16 protein-coding genes are annotated in these 20093 nt (G+C 58.8%); 8 read left to right on the top strand and 8 right to left on the bottom strand.

Going from position 1 to position 20093, the window contains the following annotated elements; genetic code table 11:
• Positions 1–33: 33 nt before the first annotated feature.
• Positions 34–933 carry a DNA-methyltransferase gene (locus N688_RS03095; protein WP_052891347.1) on the bottom strand — a complete coding sequence of 300 codons (900 nt, stop codon included), beginning with the start codon at positions 931–933 and terminating at the stop codon, positions 34–36.
• Between the two features lie 523 nt (positions 934–1456).
• On the opposite strand from N688_RS03095, the gene N688_RS03100 reads away from it, so the two are divergent.
• The gene (locus N688_RS03100) at positions 1457–1684 is read left to right on the top strand and encodes a hypothetical protein (protein WP_052887919.1); all 228 of its coding nucleotides are present in this window, start codon (positions 1457–1459) and stop codon (positions 1682–1684) included.
• A 123-nt stretch (positions 1685–1807) separates the two neighbouring features.
• Here N688_RS03100 and N688_RS03105 read toward each other — a convergent pair whose 3' ends face one another.
• From N688_RS03105 to N688_RS23905, 6 genes are all read right to left on the bottom strand, one after another.
• Complete coding sequence (locus N688_RS03105; RefSeq protein ID WP_052887920.1) at positions 1808–3085, bottom strand: glycosyltransferase 87 family protein; 1278 nt, start codon at positions 3083–3085, stop codon at positions 1808–1810.
• Positions 3086–3553: 468 nt separating this feature from the next.
• Positions 3554–4504, bottom strand: a complete 951-nt coding sequence (locus N688_RS03110) for a glycine betaine ABC transporter substrate-binding protein (protein ID WP_052887921.1) — start codon at positions 4502–4504, stop codon at positions 3554–3556.
• A 126-nt stretch (positions 4505–4630) separates the two neighbouring features.
• Complete coding sequence (locus N688_RS03115; RefSeq protein WP_081838456.1) at positions 4631–5308, bottom strand: ABC transporter permease; 678 nt, start codon at positions 5306–5308, stop codon at positions 4631–4633.
• A gap of 40 nt (positions 5309–5348) precedes the next feature.
• Positions 5349–6008, bottom strand: a complete 660-nt coding sequence (locus tag N688_RS03120; RefSeq protein ID WP_052891349.1) for an ABC transporter permease — start codon at positions 6006–6008, stop codon at positions 5349–5351.
• A gap of 121 nt (positions 6009–6129) precedes the next feature.
• Entirely contained in the window at positions 6130–7137 is a 1008-nt protein-coding gene (locus tag N688_RS03125; RefSeq protein WP_052887922.1) for an ABC transporter ATP-binding protein, read from the bottom strand.
• Positions 7138–7762: 625 nt separating this feature from the next.
• On the bottom strand, positions 7763–8005 hold the full coding sequence (locus N688_RS23905) for a helix-turn-helix domain-containing protein (RefSeq protein WP_052887923.1): 243 nt from the start codon (positions 8003–8005) through the stop codon (positions 7763–7765).
• Positions 8006–8440: 435 nt separating this feature from the next.
• On the opposite strand from N688_RS23905, the gene N688_RS03135 reads away from it, so the two are divergent.
• From N688_RS03135 to N688_RS03160, 6 genes are all read left to right on the top strand, one after another.
• Positions 8441–9811, top strand: coding sequence for a hypothetical protein (locus N688_RS03135; protein WP_052887924.1), 1371 nt, complete (start codon positions 8441–8443; stop codon positions 9809–9811).
• Between the two features lie 599 nt (positions 9812–10410).
• A complete protein-coding gene (locus tag N688_RS03140; protein ID WP_052887925.1) occupies positions 10411–10746 on the top strand; it encodes a tRNA-binding protein in 336 nt (111 codons plus the stop codon).
• A 575-nt stretch (positions 10747–11321) separates the two neighbouring features.
• Complete coding sequence (proS, locus tag N688_RS03145) at positions 11322–12779, top strand: proline--tRNA ligase (protein WP_052887926.1); 1458 nt, start codon at positions 11322–11324, stop codon at positions 12777–12779.
• 276 nt (positions 12780–13055) lie between these two features.
• Positions 13056–14495, top strand: a complete 1440-nt coding sequence (locus N688_RS03150; RefSeq protein ID WP_052887927.1) for a MurT ligase domain-containing protein — start codon at positions 13056–13058, stop codon at positions 14493–14495.
• A 5-nt stretch (positions 14496–14500) separates the two neighbouring features.
• Complete coding sequence (locus N688_RS03155) at positions 14501–15340, top strand: type 1 glutamine amidotransferase (protein WP_202901827.1); 840 nt, start codon at positions 14501–14503, stop codon at positions 15338–15340.
• 258 nt (positions 15341–15598) lie between these two features.
• The gene (locus N688_RS03160; RefSeq protein ID WP_052887928.1) at positions 15599–16417 is read left to right on the top strand and encodes a phosphodiester glycosidase family protein; all 819 of its coding nucleotides are present in this window, start codon (positions 15599–15601) and stop codon (positions 16415–16417) included.
• Positions 16418–16570: 153 nt separating this feature from the next.
• Here the strand turns inward: N688_RS03160 and N688_RS23100 are convergent, their stop codons facing one another.
• Positions 16571–17722 (bottom strand): D-alanyl-D-alanine carboxypeptidase family protein, encoded by a 1152-nt coding sequence (locus tag N688_RS23100; protein WP_162179478.1) that lies wholly within the window; start codon positions 17720–17722, stop codon positions 16571–16573.
• Between the two features lie 878 nt (positions 17723–18600).
• Here N688_RS23100 and N688_RS03170 point away from each other — a divergent pair.
• Positions 18601–19986: a glutamine synthetase family protein gene (locus N688_RS03170; protein WP_052887930.1), complete on the top strand. Its 1386-nt coding sequence runs from the start codon at positions 18601–18603 to the stop codon at positions 19984–19986.
• The last annotated feature ends 107 nt before the right edge of the window (positions 19987–20093 follow it).

Raw genomic sequence — 20093 nt, forward strand, 5'->3', positions numbered from 1 at the left:
GAGGAAATGATTTCTTTTTAAAGGCGGCTATGATCATCTGATTGACTGTCTGCACCTGGCGTTCTCCTGGTCATATAAAATCCACCTCTCTATCGGCCAGTCCTCGACAAGCTCGAGGCGTTCAACTGCCCAGTGACAGTACTCGACGGATATATCGCAGCCCTTCCAGCGACGCTTGAGCTGCTCGGCGACGACAGCGGTGGTGCCGGAGCCGATGAAGGGGTCAAGAATTAGATCACCTGGGTTGGACGAGGCGAGCACTATTTTGCGCAGCAGCTCTTCAGGCTTTTGTGTTGGATGAGGAGTTTTCTCGTGCATGCCGTTGCAGGTCGTGGGGATCTCCAAGACATCGCGTGGCTTGGCTCCGTGTGGATGTGGTTGCCAGAGATGCGGGTGGCCTCGTCCATACTGGCTACTTGCAGCTTGTGGATGCTCGGGGTACTTCAGGGTATGGTTGCCGTAGGGGATGCGTACCGCATCGATATTAAACGTGAATTGCCGCGTCTTGCGGAAATGGAGGATGCTTTCATGCGAGCGTCCCCAGTCTCTACCAAGATTCGCTTTGTTCTTGTAATGCCAGACAAGCCAGCGGCAGCCTTGGAAATAGCGGGAAGCGGGCAGGCGCAGGTCAGCCAGAATCTCGGAGTAACCGCAGATATAGAGGGTACCTGTTGGCTTCAGCACACGCGCAGCCTGCTCGATCCACTGTAAGGACCAGTCCACGTATGCCTGCTGTGATTCAAAGCTATCCCATTCAGCTTTTTTGATATTGTAAGGCGGGTCGGCAAAGATGAGATCGACGGACTCACTTTCCAGCGAGCGCAGCCAGGCAATAGCATCTCCGACCCAAATCTCCCCATGAGGATGACGGTAGAATACGTAAGGTTCCTCCCTGTGAGCTGCAGGCGGCTCGTACACAATGCCTCGTCTCACAGGTTCTCCAAAAAAGCTCGGTAGTTCTCGCTCCCCTTTCTGGGCTCGCGCTCTAAAAGCCACGGACAACCACCTCTCTCATCCCTCGGGCTGACGATGCTCTCCTGATGAGGGATCATGTATTTACTACAGCTATGATACCATGCACCGCCCTCTGGGAACTAGTATGGGGTGAGCCTTTCCCAGGGCTTCCTGATCAAATAGCCAGGGGCAAGGAGGGCTACGGGCGCATGGAGCGACCGACAGAGCCACGCCGTCGGAGATCACGCGATTGGCTCACATTGATTCCTGTGAAAAGCTGTAGATTGGCTGTGGTTACGCAACCATCTTTCCTCTATGGTTGTTTCTAGGAAAGGAAGAACAATGATGGCAACATGAGCGGGCGGGATATAGCTAGACCAGGTCGTTCATCGAAGCTCTCCCCGGTCAGCAAGGCAGCTGCTAGCTACCGCTGCGCACGGTCGCCGTCGATCCAAGTACGTTGGTTGGCACATGGCCTGTCCCCATTCAGGAGGTACCTGGCATGACTGGCATACTTCTCCTCTTATTCTTGATCTTACTGATCGCCCTCCTCGGTGTAGCCGCCTTCCTCTGGGGCGCGGATAGCCGCGATGGTCCTGGCAGCCCCGAATGGCAGCGGCGAGGCTCCTGGTTCCTTCCCATCGACCATGCTCGTCCTGTGAGGTATAGTACTCGAGAGCGCTATATCTACCTCTATCGTCGCCAATGTCATGATGAGAGGACGTCTTGACAAGAGGCTGTCCTCTACTCTGACAGGCGGCAGACCTGCGGTGACGCAGTCGGAGAAAGGCAAACCTGTCCCTGAGCGGCACAGAGGCGCGGCAATGACGCAGCGCCTCTTACCAGGCGACCTCTACTTACGGACGCGACGATACAGGCTCAGCGCTATTGCCAGTGTCAGCCCGAGGAGCGGAGGCCAATAGACCAGCGCATAGTAGAGTGTCCAGTCGCGTTCATACATGAAAAAGTAAGCCAGCGGAGTCGTGCAAGCAAAATACCAGGCCCAGAAAGCTATAGGTCTTCCCAATCCCAGCTTGCTTTCGCTGGCGGTCAGGAGCAGCGTGGCCAGTGGGATCAGCACGGTCGTATACCAGGGGAAAATATGGGCTGACACGGCAAACAAGGCACTGATCAGCAAGAGCGCCGCGGCTTCCTCGGCGACTTGCTGGCGCCAGCGCAGCCAGAGCACTATGACCGTTGTCCCCCCCATGATTGCGCCAGTCAAGCCCTCCTCCTGCCAATGCAACAAGACCGGATTCAGAGAGGTATGCAGGGCCAGCCAGTGGCTCAGTTGCTGCGGCAAGCCTGCGTTCGGGGTGTAGCTGCCGGCATAGCTCTCAAAAGGACTCAGCAGCTGGCCCTGCCCCAGAATCAGATACGGCAGATATCCAGCGACTAGAGTCACGGCCCAGACCAGCACCAGCAGCCAGTCGCGGCGCCGGGCGATGGCCAGCAGCAGCAGGGCAGGGTAAAGGCGTACCAGCGTCGCCAGGCCCAACAGAAACCCAGTCCCAGCCCGCCTGCGAGGATTGGTATGCCCAGCGTGCCCGGCGGCGAGCAAGGTCAGGAGAGTCAGAAACACCGCTGGCGCATCGACGTGGCCCTGAATGGCGAACTCCACCACTGGCAGCGGACACCAGGCGTAGAGCACACAAGGCCCTCCATCCTTCCCCCTCCGATACAGCAGCCAGGCCAGGACCGCACAAGTCAGCCAGTCGCAGCCCACAAAGATCGCCTTCAAAACTGTCAGGTTGCTGGGAGCCAGCAAGTAGCTGACCAGAAAGAAGAGCTGGGCCCCGGGCGGATAGAGCGTTGGCACATTGCGATAGCGGCTGTTGGCAAAGACAAAATCGCGCAGGTGGATGAAATGGGGATCGCCTGGAGCATAAACATAGGGACTGTAGCCCAACAGCGTCACGCGCGCGTCCCACAGGTAACGCCAGGCATCTGGCGAAAGCACTGGGGGGATGGGCAGCAGCATCAGGCGGAGCAGTAAGGCCCCGCCGAGGAGCAGTCCAAGCTCAACGATGCGCGCGCGACCTGAGAGCGGCGGGCTAGTCAGCACAACCAGACAGGCCAGCAGATACGGAAGAAAGGTCAGCAGCCAGTGCCAGACAAACGTATTGATCAAAGGAGCAGGACTACTTGTATTCGGAGGATTAATCAATAGAGGTATTTGCAAAAGAATCTGTAGAAGCAATAATAGAGATAACAGGGCAAGGCGTCGATTTGGAAGCAGGGGGAACGCTGCTGGCCTGCGCGTTGCTGGCTGCTCGGCCTCTCTCGCCAACCGTGCCATCGCTGCCTCCCAGAGTGATCAGTGAGAATTAAGAGCGGGGCCGTCCTGGCCACGGCCTTCGGGCGGTCGTATCTATAATAACACAGAGAGCGCCTGGCTCCTCCGCTGGTTGGGCCCTATCAGAGGTTGCGGGAGAGGAGAACCAGCGGCAGGGCCGGAGCGTCTCTAGCTGTGAACCAATCGGCCTCAGCTAAAAGCAGCAAGGCTGCTGCCCCTTGAGCGGAAGCCGAAAAAGGTGGGCAGCAGCCTGTCAGCTAAGGCGCAGATACGTCGTGCGTAAAGCAGGTGGGCGGAGCGTGTCTAGAGTAGGCCAACGCTCTTCAGCCAATTCGTTGCCACCTGCGTAATCGCCTGGGAGCGAGGCGTCCCGCTATTGACGGCCTGGGTTACCTGGCGCTGCAGATCGACGCTGACCTCGGTTGTGAGCTTGGGGGCCAGCGGATTCAGGGCTGTAGCAATGGCGGGAGCCTTCTTCAGCGTATCCTCGCGCACGATGGGGGCCGGGTTATAAATTGGGAAGGCGTTCTTATCGTCTTGCAGCAGCACAAAGCCATTCTGATCGATGAGGGCGCTTGTCGTATAGCAGACATTCAGCTGCGCCTGATTCTGCTTTACGGCGTTAAAGGTCAGCGCCTCATCCATGACGATGACCTTTTTGAAATGGATGCCATAGATCGACTCCATCGTCTGTAGCGGCTCCTGACCATCGGTTGGGGCCGCGACCGTCAGCTGTGAGGCGACTGCCGCTGGAAGCTGGGAGAGCTTCGTAATCTGCAAAGGCGCGGCGGCCATCTTGGGGGCACAGATCCCGTAGGTATCATTGAGCGGCGCCACGTCCAGCCAGACAATCTTATACTTGCTCTCGAAGCCCTGCTTCACCAGCTCATAGTCTTTCTGCGGATCGTGTGTTGTCTGCAAGCCCAAACGCTGCAGGCCCGTCGCTGTAAATTCGGGATAGAGATCGATGGCTCCGCTCGTGATAGCGTTAAAGACCACATCGTTGGTGCCAAGAGCTGGCTTCTCAATCACTTTGAAGCCGGCGTGGCGCAGCAGGAGGGTATACATCTTGGTCAAGAGCTGAGCCTCGACATCGAGCTTGCCGCCGACCGTCAGCGTAATCTGACTATTGGGGGAGGAACTGCTCCCCGAGCTGGAAGAGCCACCACAGGCGGCCAGGGTGAGCAGGCTGATCCCTACCACAGACAGCAGAAGCAGTGCGCGCAGACGCGCTAGCAAGGCAACAGAACGCATAGACTTTCTCCTCATAAGATCCAAAATAGGACAGGCGGACTCCACTCTCAGTATAGCCATCGAGCAAGAATGAAGAGTCAGAGAATAGCAGAAGGAACCGATCTGGCCCTCACTCCCGCTTGATCTTCAAGCCCGCACAGCCTCACTCAAAGCCGTCTCCTGGACCCGCAAGCCGGCGGGCGTTAGGGCGCGCTGGAGCCAGCCCATCAGTAGCTCAACCAGCATCGCCAGCAGGGCCACAGGCAGGGCGCCAGCGAGAATCTGGACCGTCTTAAACTCGTAGAGGCCATTTACAATATACTCGCCATAGCCGCCGGCGCCGATAATGGCAGCCAGCGTGGCCGTTGCCACAATCTGAACCGCCGAAGTGCGTACACCGGCTGCCACGATGGGTAACACCAGCGGCACCTGAATGCGCAGCAAGATCTGTCGCGTATTGAGGCCCATGCCGCGCGCGGCATCGATGATTGCCGGCTCGATGCTGCGAATACCGGTATAGGTATTCAGCAGGATCGGCGGAATCCCCAGCAGCGTCAGGGCGACAATTGTCGGCTTAAAGCCCACTCCCAGATAAGGGAGAGCGGCGGCTAGGAAAGCGATAATGGGAATGGCACGCATCAGACCACTGAGATTGACGGCCACGAACGACAGCAGAGGGCTGCGAACCACGGCTACCCCAATGACAATGCCGAGCACAGTCGCCAGGGCTACAGAGACGGCGCAGACCTGCAGGTAAGCGAGCGTGTGGTCCCAGAAGGTATTAGCCGGGTCAAGAATGAACTGCCACAATTGGATAAGCAGCATGGGGGGTCTCCTCCCTTCAAGGCTTCGCCAGCAGGCTGGCCTAGGATGCCAGGGCCAACTGACTACGCCCACGTTCCAGCGCGCGCTGCAACAGGAGCAGCAGGAGGTCGGCCACGAGTGCGAAGAGCGCCAGGAGAATCGCCCCGCCCAGGATCGTGTCATAGTCCCCCAAGGGGATGCTCTTGAAAATCAAGTCGCCCAGCCCTCCCTGGTCTACTAGCGAGGCCAGCGAAGCAATGCCGATCGTTGTGACGGTTGCCACGCGAATCCCTGCTATAATCACGGGCATCGCCAGCGGCAGTGTGACACGCCAGAGAATCTGGACGCGATTCATTCCCATTGCCCGCCCGACCTCGATCAGCAACGGATCAATGGCGCTAATTGCCGTAGAGATGTTGCGTACCAGTACTAGCTGGGCATAGAGCACCAGGGGAATGATCACGGTTGCCAGCGAGAGCCCGGTAACCGTGACCAGAATGCCGATCAGGGCCAGCCCGGGAATCGTGTAGAGCAAGCCCATCAAAGTAATCACAGGCAGGCGCAGGCGACGGTAGCGCACAATCAGAAGCGCGAGTGGGAACGCAATGACCAGGGCGATCAGCATGCTGATCGCCACAATGGTGAAATGTTGCAAAAGAAGATTCGGGATACTGCTGGGATCGGAAAGATCATAACTGGAAGGAGTTGTTAAGTAACGCATGAGCAACTCCGTAGTGAAAACGCTTGAGAGATCGAGAGGCAGCAAAGCGCCTCCTGCAGCAGGCGAATCCTGCCGCCCTGGCTGAAACAGCGTAACGTCTCTGACCTGGCGCTGCCGGGCCTTAATGGGCCGGGCTGACTGTTGTCGGTGCTGTCTCTGTGTGCCGGACGGTAGTGATCGCTTGATTGATCGCGCTCAGGGTAATCGTGCCGATGGGGGCCTGGCTCTGCTCATCGTAGACGAGCAGGGCTTGCGCGCCGGAGGCGATCAGGCTCATCAATGCCTCTAAGAGCGTTGCCTCTGAAGAGCAGCGTGGCTGGCGCTCATCCTCGCCGGCAGCCTCTGTTCCTGCCAGCATGGCGCTTCGCACAGGCAGGTACTGGAGCTGGCGCTGAATATTGTCCGACCCGATAAGGCGGCTTACGAACTCATCGGCTGGCCTCAGCAGTAGATCGACTGGGGAACCGATTTGGACGAGGCGACCCTCGGAAAGAATCGCAATCTGATCTCCCAGGCGAAAGGCCTCTTCTACGTCATGAGTGACGAAGAGAATGGTTTTGCGCATCTCGCGCTGGATACGCTGGAGTTCGTCCTGCAGATGGACACGGGTAATGGCATCCAGCGCACCGAACGGCTCATCCATCAGGAGGATGGCCGGGTCTGAGGCCAGGGCGCGGGCCAGACCGACACGCTGCTGCTGGCCGCCCGAGAGCTGGCGGGGGTAGCGCCGGCGATATTCCGCTGGGTCCAGGCCCACGAGGGTCAGTAACTCGTCGACACGCCTTTCCATGCGGTCTTTCGACCAACCCGCGATTTCAGCGGTAAGACGCACGTTCTCGGCGATGGTCATATGGGGGAAGAGGCCGACCTGCTGAATGACATAGCCAATGCGCCGGCGCAGCTGAATAGGGTTTTCCTCCAGAATAGAGTGGCCATCGATGGTAATCGTACCGCTGCTTGGCTCGATCAGGCGATTAACCATGCGCAGCAGGGTTGTTTTGCCCGAGCCGGAGGTGCCCAGCAGCATACAGATCGAGCTTTCGGCCACCTCGAAGCTGACGTGATCAACTGCGGGCTTGCTGGCACCGCGGTAGTACTTGCTGACCTCATGAAATGCAATTCTGGCCATGCGACACTCCTTCGCTAGAGCAATGCTTGCTGCTCTCTCTGACTGGTCCCGCTGCGCAGCTCTCTCTTCACCCACGGTCTGCGTTTGTGGACAGTGACAGAGCATGACACGCTGCCGCTGTGCCAGCTGTTGCCTTGTGAGCGGACGGCTTGCTGCTGCCTCCGCTGTGGGATCAAGGGAACGGAGTTCCGTCCCTGTCCGTGCCTTTCTCTCGCGCTTGCTCGTTCGGATCGGAAAAGAACCTCTTCATTATGGCATACAGCCGTCTCCCCCTGCAAGCTAGCCAGCTACAGCCTGACAGCACGCGGGCAAGCCTTCACCATACAGACACGATGCAGCCCCCATCGAGGTATAGCTGGAAACGGGAAAAAGGAGAGGGACGACTTGCCTGCCGCAGGCCAGCGCTTGCCTTCCTCCCTTGGAGCAAGGTAGCGCCGCGTCTCGCCGACCTGCTCCGCCCGCCGCCTTCATTGCTGGCGAAAAACATGTTGACGGAAGTGCTGAAGGTATGGGGTACGACCAGACACGTGGAGAAGCGTGTGTTACAGCTGTGGCCTTTTCTCGATGATGGTGTGTGGAGGAGTCTGCTCACGCCCTTCGCAGCATCTTCGGCGCTGGGCCTGGCTCACTCTGAGCGCCTCGCGTCAAGTGGCTCATCCTCTGGGTCGGGGAGCTCTTCAAACAGTGCTTCCATTGGGACACGCAACGCCTTGGCGACCTGAGCTAGGGTCGTGTAGGACGGTCTGTAGCTATCTGGCTCCTTCAGCATCTTGCTGATCAGTTGGTCTTGCACCCCGGACTTTCTCGCCAGCCAGGACTGTGTCCGGCCCTTTTCTTGTAGCACTTCCCTCACCCGTAGTCGATACACGTATCGCTCGCTCCCTGTTTTTGTTGTCTCTCAAAATAGGGTAAGGGATGATGGCATTGAACGCTAGCCAATACTCCACCTATACATTGAACGGTGTTGACCGCTCTGTATTTTAAGGTGTATACTCTTGTATAGTATGATTGTACAGAGCAAGCAGAAGCGTTGCCGCACAGTGCATTCGTCTTGCTCCGAGCTGTCGCCTCTGGCTCAGTCCCTGTGGTGTATGGAAGTGCTGTAAGCGAAGGAAGTGGAGTAAAAATATGGCAGAGACGTATATGATTATTTCTTGTGTATATGGTGTTTTTGCGGTGCTGTTCTGTGCTGCACTGTTCTTGATGTCTATAAAGTATGAAGCTGGTTCTGTAGATGCTATGACGTGTGCTGACAGTGTAAAGCGTGATTGAGTACGTTGCATGTGAAGGAAGGAGGAAACACATGGATACGCCGCTGTTGCCGTTTCTGCCGCCGCCAGAGGGCCTGCTCAAGCTCCCTCAAGGGCTGCTGGAGCACCTGGAACAACCGGAATGGGGTCAGGCACACCTGCGCCTGCACATTGGAGGCGGAAAGATCTACTGGGGTGTTTCCCAGAACGAGACGGACCTTATCTTTGCGGTCACGGATCTGCCCGCCTGGCTGGCGTGCACAGCCTGCCCGCAGGCGCTAGAGGGGCGCGTCCTGGCCTACACAATGAAAATGAAGACGAAGGCAGGTGGCAAAGAGAGAGCAGGAACAACGCTCTTCGCCGAATGGAAAGACGGTGTCCTCTTGCTCGAAGGTCAGGCCCCGCTCCTGGTGGCTCCATCCCCGTTGCTGGCCGCCTTGCAGGAAGCAGCCGAATGCCGCGCCCGCGCAGAGATCATCGAGGCGGGCTATCTTCCCTGGCAGCTTTTTGAACCGCCGCGGGAGTGGCTCTACTGGCCGGGACATGGCCTTGCCGCATTGGTGCCACCTCAGCCTGATCGGGAGGGAACCGGGGAGGCCTTGCTTTTTGTGACCAGCACCCCTACCAGCATTCCCGCTCATCGAAATGGAAACGGGAACGGCGCGGGCACTCAGGCTGGCACAGGCTTTGTGTTTGCCTATCCGCCTGAGCTGGCGCCGTTCTTCATGGACGTCATCGTCTTGCGAGTGCGAGAAGAGGAGGAGCAGGAACAGGAGACACGTCTCTTGATTGTTGGCAGAGGCATCCGGGGCCGGGGTGAGGAGACTCACAGTTACCTGCTCACGCCTGCTCGCCTGATCCCGATGCCGACCCCGACCCCGACCCAGGACGCCCCCGCTGGGACGCTGCACGTTGAGGCTGCCATGCAAGACGTGCTTGCCCCTCTGGCTGAGGCGCAGATCAACGCCCCGGATTTTCTGGCCGCTGGCTTTGCCGCGCTCTCAGACCGCTTTGACTACGCCCCTGTCGACGTCTGTTTCTTCCGCCACGCCGTGCGGTTCAGAACCATCACCACAGAGGAAACAGCACGTCTGCGCCAGTTAGACGAAGAGGAAGCGCTCTGTATGGCAACCGCAGAGGAGGGCGATCTGAGCCTTCTGCTAGAGACGCCCACGCCCTGTCTGGAGGGAAGCCCGCCGCGAGATGGTCAAGAGCAGGATCAGGAGCAAGAGCAGGATGAGCCACGCGGCGCACCAGTAGCGCAAGGCGTCCTCAACGCCAGCCAGATTGCAGCGGTCCTTGCGCCATTTGCCGCGGCGCCCTTGCCGATCATCATTGGCATGGGGCGCCGCACCTTTTTTGCGCGCTCAGACCGGCTCTTTTTCATCGTGCCGCTGTGCTCGTGCTCGTGCTCACCCACGTAAGCCCGTAAGACTGCCATCGCGCCACGCCCAAAGCCGGGAGATGGACGAGCAGCGGGGTGCCCTGGAAGCGCCCCGCTGTTCCGATGCGCCTGGTCGCTTCGCATCTCCCCTACAATTATTTGATAGAAATCTGACAACTTCCCCATACTTTCTTGAAGTTCTCGGCGTATGATCTTGACGTAACGATAGAGGCCCTGCACAACGAAGCAGTTGCGATGCGGCTTCTCTAGCCGGCGGATTGGCACACAATTTGCACGCACATGATCTCTGTCATGAATCCAAAAACGGGAGGTGAGAGCAACGGCCTGAGCTGATCGATAGTTGTGTGTTCTGGCGTACCCATTCTGCTTGGACCATACCATCCGGAGGCACCCGGATCGCGCGAAGGATCGCCGATCCGGGTGTTGTTTTACATTGTTGGCCGGGGGAGCTGTCTGTCTGTCGACGGAGGAGGTGAGAGCCTATTGCTCAAGCGAGGCGCTGCTCAGGTCCCGTGCAGGTAGTGAGAGCTTGTGCTATAATAGGCGTCACGCCAGGGCAGCAGGGGCAGAAGGAGAGGTGGGGAGGCACCAACACCGAAGGAGGGTTCTATCGTTGCTATGGCAACCATTAGCTACGACGACTTCGAAAAAGTTGATATTCGAGTGGGCAAAATCGTCGCCGTTGAAGACTTCCCTCAAGCGCGCAAGCCTGCTTATAAGCTGACCATTGACTTTGGCCCTGAGATTGGCCTCAAACGCTCCTCAGCCCAGATCACCAACTATGCCAAAGAAGAGCTATTAGGCATGCAAGTCGTGGCCGTCGTCAATTTCCCGCCCAAACAGATTGGCCCCTTTCGCTCAGAAGTCCTGACCCTGGGCGTACCCGATGCTGAAGGCAAAGTCATCCTGTTGACTCCCACGAGAGAGGTCCCTCTAGGGGGACGGATGTTTTGAGGAGGCGAGGCCAGCCCTGTCTTGCCTCCTTCACCCCTGCCTCACCTGCTTGACAGCCCACAGGAAAAGGTGTATCCTGAGCGCCAGAGTAACAGAGCAAAACGCAGCTGCGGTGAACTCAAAGAAAGCATCCTGGAATGCGGTGATCAGGACCAGTAAGCGTGGCGACCGTTCGACAGCGAGCCGGGGCGGTGCGAGCCGGCGAATGTGACCGCGCTGAACCCACCTGAGAGCGTCGGCGAGGAGTTGACCGGTTCCCTCCCCGTTAGCGGAGGAGACGATCAGGGTCTGCCTGCCTGCCTCTTAATCTGGGCGGGGGGCAGGTGCTGGCACTGGCCTGCTGGGAAGGGAGCGGTTACAACCGGGGCGAAAGAGGGGTTGGGGCGAGTTGCTGCAGGGAGAGAGCTGGCCGCCTGGTCGTACGAGTGGGGCTGTCTCGTAAGAGGCTGCCCAAGCAAGGTGGTACCACGGGTCTCGGTGCTCGTCCTTCTCGAAGGGCGAGTTTTTTTATTGGGCTGTCTCTCTTCTTATCCGTCTGCTGTCTGCTCTCTGCGAGAGAAAGGGTGTGCTTCATTATGGCCGAAGGAGCAAAGGAGAAGTACGTCGAGGAACTTGTCGATCAGAGCGACGATTTTTCACGCTGGTACAACCAGGTAGTGCGTAAGGCTGAGCTGGCCGATTATGCGCCGGTGCGGGGCTGCATGATTATTCGTCCCTATGGCTATGCCATCTGGGAACATATTCAGCGTCTGCTGGATGCTCGCTTTAAAGAAACAGGGGTCATGAATGCCTACTTCCCCCTGCTCATCCCGCGCAGCTTTCTGGAGCGTGAAGCAGAGCATGTGGAGGGCTTTGCCCCCGAAGTAGCCTGGGTAACGCGCGGAGGGGGTGAGGAGCTAGAGGAGCCGCTGGCCATTCGTCCCACCAGCGAGACCATCATTGGCTACAGCTTCGCCCGGTGGATTCAGAGCTATCGCGATCTGCCGCTCTTGATTAACCTCTGGAACAACGTCATGCGCTGGGAGAAGCGCACAGTGCTCTTCCTGCGCACCTCTGAGTTCCTCTGGCAGGAGGGCCACACGGCTCATCGGACGCTGGAGGAGGCCGAGGAGCGCACGCGCCTCATGTTGGAGGTCTACCGCTCCTTCGTACAAGAGGACCTGGCGGTCCCTGTCTTTCACGGGCGCAAGAGTGAGAATGAGAAGTTTGCCGGAGCCTTGCGCACCTATTCCCTGGAGGCGATGATGCGCGATGGGAAGGCGCTGCAGTCGGCCACCAGCCATAATCTGGGCCATAACTTTGCGCAGAGCTTCGATATCCAGTATCTGGATGCCGATGGCCAGCGCAAGTATTGCGCGACCACAAGCTGGGGCCTGAGCACGCGCATCATTGGCGCAATCATTATGGTCCACGGTGATGAGTCGGGTTTGATTCTGCCGCCGCGCGTGGCTCCCTATCAGGCCGTGGTTGTGCCGATCTGGCGCAAGGATGCCGATAAGGGAATGATTATGGAGGCCATCGGGCGCATCGAGCGCATGCTGAAGGGTAAGGTGCGACTGAAGGTCGATTTGAGCGACAATACACCAGGCTGGAAGTTCAACGAATGGGAGCTGCGTGGGGTGCCGGTGCGCATCGAGATTGGGCCGCGCGATGTCCAGAACAATAGCGTGGTACTGGTGCGCCGTGATAACCGCGCGAAGGAGACCGTGGCGATCGATGCCCTGGAGACGCGCCTGCCCCAGCTCCTGGAGGAATTGCAACAGGCTCTCTTCCAGCGAGCCCTGGCCTTCCGCGAGGAGCATACCTACTACGCTGAGACGTACGACGAGTTTAAGGAGATGATGAGCGAGAAGCGCGGCTTTGTGCGTGTGAAGTGGGCAGAAGATAGCGAGGCCGAGCAGGCGATCAAGGAGGAGACGAAAGCCACGCTGCGTGTGATCCCCTTTGATCAGCCCGAGGGAGGGGTTCAAGGTCGCTGCTTCTATACAGGGAAGCCAGCGACCTGCGAGGCCATCTTTGCGCGCTCATACTAGCGGTGGTGCGAGTGGAGCTGTTCCCATCCGGAGGGAGAGCGGCGGCCTCGCGCCCTGTCTGCTGCCTGAGAGGGGGAGGGTCCTGAGCAGTCTCTGGCCGCTCGGAGCTGCCCCTCTCTGCCTGGCCTGCTTCTGCCGAGAGAGAAGCCGACGAACGGGGCAGAGTGGGCGGAAGAAAGCTAGCAAGAAGACCTATCTGACTTGCCCGCCTGAGCCTCCTTTGTTATACTGCTCACGATGAACTATCCGCCTTGAGTGCTGGGAGGCTCTTTTCGTATGGCAGACTACTCGAGACATGGTGGCGGGGGAATCTCATGGCCGAGCCGTGCGCGCCTGGCCCTGGCGATCTCCGCTGGCAAGCTGGCGGGGGCCTCGGGCCGTCTCTTTCGTATCGGTGGCGGCACAAGCCTGCCGGGCATGATTGCACGGCGCATCGATCCCAACGTGCTCCGCTCTGTCATGGCGGCCACGACCGCCAGTAAAATCGTCATTACCGGCAGCAATGGCAAAACTACTACCGCGCGCATGACCGCCGCCATCGCCGATGCCAGCGGTCGGCGCGTTTCTCATAATCGCACCGGCTCAAACTTGCTGCAGGGCGTGACCTCTGTTGTCGTCAACTACGCGGACGTTTTTGGGCGGCTTGATAGCGATCTCCTGCTCTTTGAGATCGACGAGGGCACGATGCCGGTGGCCATGCCCGAGATTCAGCCGGATGTGGTTGTCGTTACCAATATCTTCCGCGACCAGCTAGACCGCTATGGCGAACTCTATTCAGTGGCCAAGGCGCTCGACAAGCTCCTGGAGCGTCTGCCAGAGACAGCCACGATTGTGCTGAACGGTAATGATCCCCAGGTGGCTAGCTTTGGCCAGCAGGCACGCGCCAGAAAGCTCTATTTTGGCCTGCGCACCACCGATATCGGTCGTCCTGTGCCCGAGCACGCCGCTGACGTCATTCGCTGCATTCGCTGCAATGAAGATCTGGTCTACGAGGTGGCCTATCTTTCCCATCTCGGACTCTATCGCTGTCCCAACTGTGGCTATGAGTTGCCGCCGCTGGATGTGGCTGCGACCTCGATCCAGTTGGACCCACGGGGCGATGGACCCACTCAGGTGACGATGCAGACACCACTTGGTCAGGTAGAGCTGACGCTGCCGCTGCCCGGCGTACACAATGTCTACAATGCGGCTGCCGCCATCGCCGCCTCGATCGCCGCTGGCTTTGGCATTGAGAAGGTCCCGGCAGCTCTCAGCAATATCCGTACCGCCTTCGGGCGCTTGGAGAAGATCCAGGCTGGTGATCAGACCATCTATCTGGCCTTCGTGAAAAATCCCACCTCCTTCAATCTGGTGCTGCGTCTCATTGCCCAGCATCCGGGCGAGAAACACCTGCTGCTGGTTGCCAGCAACACGGTCGTTGACGGCGAAGACTTCGCCTGGCTGTGGGATGTCGATCTGGAAGAGATCTCGCCCCAGGTGGCCGATGTGATCTGCAGTGGAACCAAGGCCGAGGAGCTGGCGATGCGCCTGAAATACGCTGAGGTGCCGCTTGACCGCGTGCGGGTCGTCCATGAGCGTGAGGCGGCGCTCAATGCCGCGCTGCAAAACGCCGGCCCTGGTGGCACGCTCTATATCATGGCCAGCTATACACCGACACAGGAGCTGCGTCGCATTATGCAGAAACGCGGCTGGGTCAAGCCCTATTGGGAGGAGTAAGCAGCATGGCAAACGAGCAGGGAAAAGATACACGTCTGGTCTTGCGCATTGGGCATCTCTATCCCCAATTGATGAGCGTGGCCGCGGACCGTGGCAACCTTTTCGCCATCGTCAAGCGCTGCAAGTGGCGCGGCATCAAGACAGCCATTGATCAGATTTTTGTCAAGCAAACGCCGGATTTCACCCAGTATGATCTGATCCTCTTCCACGGCGGCGCAGATCGCGAGATGGAGGTAGCGGCCCAGGACCTGCAGGCTAAGGGGCGCTCGCTGCGCGAAGCCGCCGAGTCGAATACGGTCTTTCTGGCCGTGTGCGCAGGTTACCAGCTGCTGGGGCACTCCTACAAGCCCTTCGAAGGCCCCGAGCTGAAAGGGGTAGGTATCCTTGATCTGCATACCGAGGGTGGTAGCACCCGCTTCATGACCCATATCGCCATCGAATGTGAGTTTCCGGAGTGCGGCAAGCAGGTCCTGGTCGGTTACGAAAATCATAGCGGGCGAACCTATCTGGGACCAGGAGCTCAGCCATTGGGGCGGGTTTTGGCTGGCTGGGGCAATAATGGGAAAGATGGCTATGAGGGAGCGGTCTATAAAAATGTCTTTGGCACATATTTACATGGCCCCGTGCTGCCGAAGAATCCCTGGTTCACCGATCTGCTGATTGCACGCGCTCTGGCACGTCGCTATGGGCAGGTTGAGCTGCCGCCTCTGGATGACTCGACAGAGCAGGCAGCCCACACAGCAGCCTTCAAGCTGGCGATGGCCTTCAAAGGGACGGTCTCGGCTATCGATGCCACCCCCTGGCGGGAACGCCTCTCGCCTGGCTCTACCTCGCGCTCCCTCTAGCTCACAGCGCTTGCTTCGGTGCTCGCAGGCAGGCTAGTGCTGCGCTTTTGAGCTAAGGGGAGCGCTGGCAGTAGGATCGTCTGGCCGCCTGGCTCACTGGCTGACTTTCCTCGCTCTCCGGGCCTGACGAGCGGTGCATCAGGATGAGCGCGCGAGAGAAGGGACCAGCTCTTAAGCTTATACTTGCGGCAGGAAGGGACTATTGTCATGCCCTGGATGAGAGGGAGAGAAAAAGGCAGAAAAGGATTCTTCTGGCACGTGCTCTATTGGCAGCTCCTGAGCGCCTGGCTCTTGGCGGCGTGTCAGGCGCCGATCAGCTTCAGCATTAGCGGGCCTGGCACGCCCTCCCCGACGGTGCTTATTTCCACTGATGGCACCAGCCGCCCATTGGATCGCTGGCTGATGCTTGCCACTGGCGTTGAGCTACGTTATGAGCATTGGAAAGGGCCAAGTGGCAACGAGGACACCATCATGATCGCCCGCTTCGATCCGCGGCACATCGCTTTACGGGTCCTCTACAGCCCCTCGACGCCGCACTTTATTAGTGACTGGCTCAAGGAAGAGAAAGGAGCGCTGGCGGTCATCAATGGTGGCTACTTTAATGATCAGGGGGAGGCTACGGGCCTGGTCGTCTCCGATGGTCAGGTCTATGGCACTTCCTACAGCGGCTTCGGCGGCATGCTCTACGTCGACGGCCAGGGGGCCATCCATCTGCGTTCCCTGAGCCAGTACCCCTACAGTCCGGGGGAGCAGCTCCAGCAGGCCACACAATCTTCGCCCATGCTCGTCCTTCCAGGGGGCAAGCGCACCCAGTTTAACGCCGATGCATCGAGCAACCGACGCACAGTCGTCGCTCTTGATAAAGAGGGGCGTCTCCTCTTCATTATCAGTCCCGATGCAGCCTTCTCGCTAGACGAGTTTGATGATCTGTTGCTGGCCTCTGACCTGAATATTGATGTTGCCCTCAATCTTGACGGCGGCTCCTCGACAGGAATGTACCTCAATGCCGGTAGTCAGCGCTTCGGCGTAGATTCCCTGACGCCGGTGCCGATTGCCCTTGTGCTGCAGCCTCGCTAGCGTTCGCTGTGGTCCCTAACCTGGCGGCGGATACCTGTTCTTCTGAGTGAGGCTGAGGCGATCCGATCGAGCACGGAAGCCAGGGGTCCTGGCTGGCCTTGGAGAGGCCAGGGACCCAGACCCAGCCAGGGAGGGACCCCGCCGCTGGCTGGGCTAGAGCCGTTTACATTGCTTACCGGCCAGATCACACTGGATGGTGGCCTTCTGGAAGCGCTGACTCACCAGGCTCCCTTGAGTATAATCGGGCATGCTGGTTGGAAAGCCAAATTTATCCAGGCCGCCATTCTTGTCGAAGTAGCTCAGAATGGGAGGCGAGACGCTATAGCCCGTATAGATGTAATAGCGTCCGTGATTCGCCGTTGGTAGCGTATTCGTCTTTTTATCGCGAACAAAATAGCCCCAGTCGTAGTCGTAGGGAATAGGGTGCTGGAGGTCGACATCGTACGGTGAGATCCATTGGAAATTGTCAAAGCCCCAGTTCATCAAATCACGCATATCCGTCCACCAGTCTTTCGTATTCATCGTGACCCCAATCAGATGGCGGCCATTGCGTGTGCACGAGACCACCTGCACGAAGTCGGTGTTGCCATCCCAGCCTGGCTTTCCGCCATCGGCGCCAGGGTACCACCAGAGAAACTGGTTGCCGTTGACCAGATAGTGCTCGGCGTGCTGTGACGTCTTGGGAATATGGTAGAGGCGGGTGCTTGCAATCTGGTGGAGAATTGGGTTGCTCATGGTGTAGCGACCGAGTACTGCCAGGTCGTGGGCGCTGGAGTAATGGCTGGTGGCGAGCAGGCCGCTGGGATTCATATAGTGGGTATCGTACATACCCAGCTCGCGAGCGCGCTGATTCATCATATCCACGAAGTGCTGATAGGAGCCACCCACCGTATCGGCGATGGCCACAGCGGCGTCATTGCCGGAGGGTAGAAGGAGGCCATAGAGCAAGTCTCGCAGCGTATAAGTCTCGCCTTTCTTCAGCCCGAAAAGACTGCTATCTGACGAGATATGCTGTTGAATATCGCGATCGAGGGCATTCGTGATGGTCACCTGCTGATTAAGATTCCCGTGCTCAACGGCCAGCAGAGCTGTCATCAGCTTGGTGGTGCTTAACATAGGCAGGTGCATGAAGGGGTTGTAGGCGTAGAGGGTGGCCCCGCTGTCCATATCCATGAGATAGGCAGCCGTGGCCAGAACCGGTGGAGGCGGATGATCGGTATCGCTGGGCACGATCACCACCTGGTGAGGATTAACAGGGGCCTGGTTGAGCGGTGTGGCCGCCACTGTGGCCGTGTTCCGTTGCAAGCTGATGCCCATTGGCCGGGGTGTGCCCAGCCAGCTCACGAGCAGAGGGATCAGAGAAACGAGCACTACCAGAAGAGCAGCGCATAGCAAAAGCAGGGTTTTGTTATGGCTCAAATCGTGCAAGCGATGAAGCAAGCCGGGAGGGGAAGGGGCAGCCGTTCGAGGCGGAGGTGGGGGAGAGACCGCGCGCATTCTGCCAGTGCTGGCGGTGGATGCTGGAGGTCGACGCTGTTGGGTGGTAGTCAGCAGCTCATCATCGTCGAACGTTGGCCAATCAGAGGCGCTGCGTTGGCTTCGGCTCAGGCTCTGGGATGGTTGTCGTGGAGAGCGCGTCCCTGGGTCTTGCTCTCTGCCCTGGCTGGCAGCTGAGCGGGAAGAGCCACTTGCCCTCTGGCCAGCAGAGCCTGCCTGGCCCGCGCCCCGACTGGCCCGTAGCGAGGCGCGGCGCTTCGGGACCGGAACGCTCCGCCAGGAAGAAGTACTCATCGCTGATGAAGGCTCGGATTCCTCAAGAGGTGGCAGCCGACGAGATCGCTGGACCCGTTGTTTGGCGTATTGGGGAGCCTGCCGCGGAGAAGAGGCAGGCGGATAGGCGCGCTGCTCATCATCGTTAAGCGGCGTGCGTTGCATCGAAATGTCTCTCTCCGTTCTATCATAGTTCAGCAACACCGGTTCTAGTCTAGCATACTTGTTCAAGAGGAGAAGAGGAGGACTTCACAGAGAAGAGCGACAGCCGTCCCCCTATTCGGCCCTTGACGGTCCAGGCCAGGCATGCTACTCTGCAACCAATGCCTCGATACCTCAGCCGTCTGTCTGGCTCCCTGGAGAGAATCAACGAGGCGCCAGCCCTCAGTTGCTGAAGAAAGGACGGAGATCGAATGGAACTCGCTCAGATTGAGCAGCTTGTACGCGATGGCAAATTGGAGTATGTCAAAATCGGAACTCCCGATATGGAAGGGGTCTACCGCGGCAAGCGCGTCGATGCCACCTATTTCTTGCATGCGCTCAACGATGGCTTTGCACAGTGCGATGTGCTCTTTGGCTGGGATATTGCCGAAAATGTCCTGCCCAACCTCAAATTTAGCAACTGGGAGCGCGGCTTCACCGATCTAGTCATGCGCCCTGATCTCTCAACCTTTGCGCTGGTCCCCTGGGAAGAGCATGTCGCTTCTTGCATCTGCGATCTGTGGACCGAGGCGGGTGAGCAGGTGAAGCTCTCGCCGCGCTTCCTGCTCAACCAGCTCGTTGAGCGTGCCCGCTCGCTGGGCTACAGCGTGGCAGCGGCTGCTGAGCTGGAGTTTCGCCTCTTCCGCGAGAGTCAGGTCTCCCTGCGCGAGAAGGACTTCGGGCCAAATCTCACGCCGCTCAACCCGGGCATGAACTGCTATGCTATCAGCCAGGCGAGCGCCGACGATCATTTGCTGGGCCGCATTGCCCGCATGATGCGCGATTACGGCATTGCCATAGAGGGCTATAACCGTGAGCATGGCCCTGGCATGTACGAGATGAACCTGCGCTATCAGCCGGCCCTGGCGGCTGCCGATTACACCTTGCTCTTTAAGACGGGCATCAAAGAGATCTGCTATCAGCTGGGCTATGCCGCAACCTTTATGGCGAAGTGGCATGATCAAGAGGACGGCAGCAGCGGTCACTCGCATATGAGCCTCTGGGACCTGGATATGGAGCGCAATTTGTTCTGGGATGAGGGGGCGGAGGGCCATATGTCGGAGACCATGCGCCATTTCCTGGCCGGGGTGCTGGAGTCCATGCCGGGCCTGATGGCTCTCTATGCCCCGACCATCAATTCGTACAAGCGTTATGTCGTCGGTACCTGGACGCCGCTCAACACCACCTGGGGCTGGGATAATCGCACCTGCGCAGTGCGTGTCATCAACAATGGTCCGCGCGCCATTCGCATCGAGAACCGCGTGCCGGGCGCCGATGCCAATTTCTACCTGGTCTTTGCCGCGATGTTAGCTGGTGGCCTCTACGGCATCGAGCGCAAGCTGGAGCTGGGTCCGGCTCTGCGAGGGAATGCCTATGATCCAGCCACCATTGCCCGGGCCTCGGAGAGTGGCCGTATCCACTCGCTGGCGCGCAATCTGACGACAGCAACCGACCTCTTTGAGCGGAGCGAGGTGGCTCGCGAGTACTTCGGTAGCGAATTCGTGGAACACTTTGCCGCCACACGGCGCTGGGAGGTCAGCGAGTTCGAGCGTGCAGTGACCAACTGGGAGCGCCGCCGCTATTTCGAGCTGATTTAATCGCCGCCGACGGCAACGGTCCAAGAGGGCCGGCGGCTGACCGCCAGCGATAAGAATGAGTGAGGGCCGCAGCACAGTCGATCGAGGCTGTGCTGGCGTGCTCTCCT

The sequence above is a fragment of the Thermogemmatispora carboxidivorans genome, from assembly GCF_000702505.1.
Classification (GTDB): Bacteria; Chloroflexota; Ktedonobacteria; order Ktedonobacterales; family Ktedonobacteraceae; genus Thermogemmatispora; species Thermogemmatispora carboxidivorans.

Coding starts and splice junctions, on each gene's coding strand:
- N688_RS03100 (WP_052887919.1), top strand. CDS start 1,457: ATGACTGGCATACTTCTCCTCTTATTCTTGATCTTACTGATCGCCCTC.
- N688_RS03110 (WP_052887921.1), bottom strand. CDS start 4,504: ATGCGTTCTGTTGCCTTGCTAGCGCGTCTGCGCGCACTGCTTCTGCTG.
- N688_RS03115 (WP_081838456.1), bottom strand. CDS start 5,308: ATGCTGCTTATCCAATTGTGGCAGTTCATTCTTGACCCGGCTAATACC.
- N688_RS03120 (WP_052891349.1), bottom strand. CDS start 6,008: ATGCGTTACTTAACAACTCCTTCCAGTTATGATCTTTCCGATCCCAGC.
- N688_RS03125 (WP_052887922.1), bottom strand. CDS start 7,137: ATGGCCAGAATTGCATTTCATGAGGTCAGCAAGTACTACCGCGGTGCC.
- N688_RS03135 (WP_052887924.1), top strand. CDS start 8,441: ATGGATACGCCGCTGTTGCCGTTTCTGCCGCCGCCAGAGGGCCTGCTC.
- N688_RS03140 (WP_052887925.1), top strand. CDS start 10,411: ATGGCAACCATTAGCTACGACGACTTCGAAAAAGTTGATATTCGAGTG.
- proS (WP_052887926.1), top strand. CDS start 11,322: ATGGCCGAAGGAGCAAAGGAGAAGTACGTCGAGGAACTTGTCGATCAG.
- N688_RS03150 (WP_052887927.1), top strand. CDS start 13,056: ATGGCAGACTACTCGAGACATGGTGGCGGGGGAATCTCATGGCCGAGC.
- N688_RS03155 (WP_202901827.1), top strand. CDS start 14,501: ATGGCAAACGAGCAGGGAAAAGATACACGTCTGGTCTTGCGCATTGGG.
- N688_RS03170 (WP_052887930.1), top strand. CDS start 18,601: ATGGAACTCGCTCAGATTGAGCAGCTTGTACGCGATGGCAAATTGGAG.